The sequence below is a fragment of the Micromonospora sp. ATLC20 genome, from assembly GCF_057196585.1.
Window position 1 is genome coordinate 1 of the sequence record NZ_JBXUOV010000282.1, and the last position, 4740, is coordinate 4740.

Sequence of the window (4740 nt, forward strand, 5' to 3'; positions counted from 1 at the left end):
ATCTGGGCGCCGCGCGTGCGGGCCGCGCGCCGGGCCGCGGCGCGCTCCCGCGCCGCCCGTTCGGCGGTGGCCTGCCGGGCCAGCGAGTCGGCCCGCCCGGCGATCGAGGCCACCCGCTCCTCGGCGGTACGCACCGCGAGCCGGACCTCCATCTCGTTCTGCCGTGCCTGCGGCACCATGGCGGCGAGCTGGTCGCGTTCCTCGGTGGACGGTTCGGCGTCGATCGGGGTGGCCTCGGCCAGCCGCAGCCGTTCCTCCAGCTCGGCCAGCGCCGCGAGGTCCCGTTCCCGGGCCGCCTCGGCGCGGGCCCGGGACTCGCCGAGCCGGTCGGTCTCCGCCTTGGCGGAGCGGGCGGCAGCGCCCAGTTCGGCGAGGCGGCGGGCGGCGGCGTTGCGGTGGCTCTCCGCCTCCCGCTTCGCGGCGGCGGCGTGCTGCACCGCCTCCTTGGCGGCGGCCACCTCGGCGCGCGCCTCGGCGAGCTGTTCACGTAGCTCGGCGGCGGAGCGTTCGGCGGTGGCCCGGTTGGCCCGCGCCTCCTCGACGGCGGCCTGCACCTCGATGAAGCTGGGCGCCTTGGCCGACCCGCCCGCCGCCGCGTACGCACCGACCACGTCGCCGTCAGGGGTGACCGCGCGCAGCTCCGGGTTCGCGGCGACGAGCGCGGACGCGGCGGCCAGGTCGTCGACGAGCGCCACGTCGCGCAGCGCCCGGTGCACGGCGGGACGGATCGCGGGCGAGCACTCCACCAGGTCCGGGGCCCAGCGGGCGCCCTCGGGCAGCTTCGGGCGCAGCGCGTCGGCGGGCCCGTCCATGCCCGGTCCGGCGGGGCTGCCGACCAGCAGCCCGGCCCGGCCGGCGTCGGAGATCTTGAGCAGCCGCATCGCCTCGACCGCCTCGTCCACGCCGCTGACCGCCACCGCGTCGGCCAGGCCGCCCAGCGCGGCGGCGAGCGCCGCCTCGTCACCGGGCGCGACGGTGAGCAGCCCGGCGAGGCTGCCGAGCAGGCCGGGCACCTGGTCGGCGCGGGCCAGCAGTTCCCCGGCGCCGTCCTTGCGGCGCAGGCCCATGGCGAGCGCCTCCTCGCGGGCCTTCCAGGTGGCGGCGTCCTTCTCGGCGGCGCGCTCCCCGTCGGCGAGGCTGCGCACCGCGGCCTGGGCCCGCTCGTGTACGGCCACCGCCTCGTCGTGCCGGGCGTCCAGGTCGGCGTTGTCCCGGTCCGCCTCGGTCGACTGTTCGGCGACCGCGTCCAGGTCGGCCTGCGCCTTCTCGGCCCGGCCCATCGCGTCGGTGTGCGCGGCGGCGAGCCGTTCGATCTCCTCGCCGGCGCTCGTGGTCCGCGCTCGGGCGGAGTTGACCTGCCCGGTGAGGCGGGCCAGCCCTTCCCGCCGGTCGGCGATCGCCTTGGCCGCGGCGACCAGTTCCCGTTCGGCGGCGGCGAGCTGGCGTTCCAGTTCCTGGCGGTGCTCGACCGCCTCGGCCAGCCGGATCTGGTCGTCGGTGAGCGCGGCCCGCAGCTCCTCCTCCTGCTCGCGGACCCGCCGCGACTCCGCCTCCAGTTGCTCCGGGTCGCGGCCGGGGCGCTCGTCGTCGCCGGCCGCGCTGAGGTGACGCAGCCGCTCCCGGGCCAGCTGCTCGATCGAGCGGAACCGCTCCTGGAGCGCGGAGAGGCGGTACCAGGTGTCCTGCGCCGCCGCGAGCAGCGGCGCGTCCTCGGCCAGCGCCGCCTCCAGCTCGCCGAGGCGGCCCTGCACCTCGCCGTGCTCGGCCTCGATCAGCTCGCGCCGCTCGCGCAGCGCGGTCTCGTCGGCGATCTCCTTGTCCAGTGTGGTCCGCAACGTGTGCAGGTCGTCGGCAAGCAGCCGCAGCCGGGCGTCGCGCAGGTTGGCCTGGATGCCGGCGGCGCGGCGGGCCACCTCGGCCTGCCGGCCCAGCGGCTTGAGCTGGCGGCGCAGCTCGGCGGTGAGGTCGGTCAGGCGGTTGAGGTTGGTCTGCATCGCGTCGAGCTTCCGCAGCGCCTTCTCCTTGCGCTTGCGGTGCTTGAGGACGCCCGCCGCCTCCTCGATGAACGCGCGCCGGTCCTCCGGCTTGGCGTGCAGCATGCCGTCGAGCCGGCCCTGCCCGACGATGATGTGCATCTCCCGGCCGATGCCCGAGTCGGACAGCAGCTCCTGGATGTCGAGCAGGCGGCAGGAGTCGCCGTTGATCTCGTACTCGCTCTCGCCGGAGCGGAACATCCGGCGGGTGATGGAGACCTCGGTGTACTCGATCGGCAGCGCGCCGTCGGTGTTGTCGATGGTGAGGGTGACCTCGGCCCGGCCCAGCGGCGCCCGCCCGGCGGTGCCGGCGAAGATGACGTCCTCCATCTTGCCGCCGCGCAGCGCCTTGGCGCCCTGCTCGCCGAGCACCCAGGCGATGGCGTCGACGACGTTGGACTTGCCGGAGCCGTTCGGGCCCACCACGCAGGTGATCCCGGGCTCCAGCTTCAACGTCGTGGCGGAGGCGAAGGATTTGAAGCCCTTCACCGTCAGGCTCTTGAGATGCACCTTCTCGATCCTCGTCCGGTGGCCGCCGTACCGTCGCCGGCTGCGCGGACCTGGTGAACCCGCAGACTAACCCGGGACCGGGGCGCCGCCGCCACGCGACCCACCCGCCGCCCCGGCTGTCCGCTTTCCGCCCGGCCGTCGCGGACGGGACGGAAATGCATGATCACAATTACCGGGCGCAATTCCGGGCGCTTCCGCAAGATCGAGAATTGCGACGGCTGCGACGAAAAGGGGTCCGCACATGGCTGCGCGCCGGCACTTGAGTGTCGGCGCGCTTTTCGGTGTGGTGCGATTCAGTTTTCCGACAACTGGAGATCAGGTCAGTGCGGGCTCGGCCAGACGGAGGAGGTCATCGGCCTCCGCCGCTGCCGCCGCAAGCCGATCGTTGTCGGCGCGCAGACGCGTGATCTCGAACTCCAGTGCCTGAACCCTGGCACGCAGTCGGGTGACCTCGTCGAGCAGACGCCGGTCGGGCGCTGCACTTACGTGGCCGTAGAGGGCCTTCGCCATGCTGACTCCTTGATGTGCGCTGCTGGAAAGGCCGGCCAACGCGCGCCCATGATGTTCGCGGCTGCCATTCCCACTGCATCGGGGCATGGCTGGGCGCGACTGGCGACACCTACATATTGAGCCGAAAACCCCTCCTTCGTCAAGTTGACCAAGGCCGTAGATCATCTCCACGTCGGCCGGTCCACTCGCCGGAGGGCTGCCAGAAGGCGCGGACACGCTCTGTCCGGACGCCTTTACTGTACGCCGGAAATGCGTGAACGACTCATCCTCGGCGCCGGCTTCGCCTTAACTCTTTCTTAGCCACGTTGCCGCAGCTCGGAGCGCGCCCGTAGCGTCACCCGGGCCCGCAACCGACCCGTGGAGGGGACAGGCGTGTACCGCTGGAACGACCCGATCGAACCGGAGGACGCCCGCCGGCGTCCCGAGCCGCCGACCGACGAGGGTCCGGCGTGGCTCAGCGACCGGCCCGAGCCGCGGTCGTCGTACCTGTTCGGGGACGCCGCGCAGCGGCCGCCCGCCGGCCCGGCCCCTGCGGGCTACGGTCCGGAGAACGCGCCCCCGGCTCCCCGGGACCGGTGGAACGGCGAGGAGCAGCCGACCACCGCATGGCACGGCCAGGAGCCCGCGTGGCAGGGCCGGGAACAGCCCGCCGCCTGGCCGGGGCACGAGCAGCCGGCCGGTGGCTGGGAGCAGCCCACCACGACCTGGCAGCCGGCGACCGACACCCCGGCCGACGACCGGCGGCGCCCGAAGCGGCGCCTGTCCCGGCCACTCGTGATCGGCGGGGCCGCCGCCGCGGCGACGCTCGTGGTGAGCCTCGGCGTGGGCGCCGTCCTGCTGCCCGGCGACGACCAGGGCACGAAGCGCACCTCCGCCGACGCGCCGGTGGCCGCCGCGCCGCAGGCGCCCGACGGGACCGATGACGCACCCGCGCCGGAGTCGGCGAGCCCGTCCGCCGTACCGACCACCGCCGCGCCGAGCCCGACGAAGAAGGCCACCCCGAAGCCGAGCCGCAGCACCGCCCCGTCGCGGCAGCAGGAGCGCAGCAGCGCCCCGGGCGGCGGCGGGTCGAGCAGTGGCGGGTCCAGCGGCGGCTCCACGAGCACCAAGGCCACCGCCACGACCGGGCTGAGCGCCGAGCTCCAGAAGGTCGTCACGATCGTGAACCAGGAGCGGGCGAAGGCCGGCTGCAAGGCGCTCACCGTCAACGCCAAGCTGAACCTGGCCGCCCAGCGGCACAGCCAGGACCAGGCCGACCACCAGAAGATGGACCACACGGGCAGCGACGGCAGCCAGCCCTGGGACCGGGTCAAGGCCGCCGGCTACAGCTACCGCATGGTGGGCGAGAACGTGGCCTGGAACTACCAGACCCCGGCGGCGGTCATGGAGGGCTGGATGAACTCCGAGGGCCACCGGAAGAACATCCTCAACTGCTCGTACACCCAGATCGGGGTGGGTGTGGCGCGCAGCAACGGGCCGTACTGGACGCAGGTCTTCGCCACCCCGAGCTGACCGCGCGTCGTGACCGGCCCGGCGCTCGTTGACCGGTCGGGGGCGGCGTCGGGCCGCCCGCGTCCGGGGAGCTGTCGATGCGGATCCGGCCGGTGTGGGCCGTGCCGCGCTCCCGGCCGGCCCGCGTCCGCCGACGTGGCCCGCGCCGGGGCGTGGCGCTCGCGCTGACCGCGCT

At 74.4% G+C, this 4740-nt stretch carries 3 protein-coding genes; 1 reads left to right on the top strand and 2 read right to left on the bottom strand.

Annotated elements, in window-relative coordinates:
* Nucleotides 1-2543 (bottom strand): chromosome segregation protein SMC (gene smc / locus AC2CHG_RS30030; protein ID WP_484526067.1); only part of this gene is annotated, 2543 nt, incomplete at its 3' end.
* A 315-nt stretch (nt 2544-2858) separates the two neighbouring features.
* Nucleotides 2859-3053, bottom strand: coding sequence for a hypothetical protein (locus tag AC2CHG_RS30035; protein WP_013284566.1), 195 nt, complete (start codon nt 3051-3053; stop codon nt 2859-2861).
* A gap of 372 nt (nt 3054-3425) precedes the next feature.
* Between AC2CHG_RS30035 and AC2CHG_RS30040 the strand changes: the two genes are divergently transcribed.
* The gene (locus AC2CHG_RS30040) at nt 3426-4565 is read left to right on the top strand and encodes a CAP domain-containing protein (RefSeq protein ID WP_355506830.1); all 1140 of its coding nucleotides are present in this window, start codon (nt 3426-3428) and stop codon (nt 4563-4565) included.
* The last annotated feature ends 175 nt before the right edge of the window (nt 4566-4740 follow it).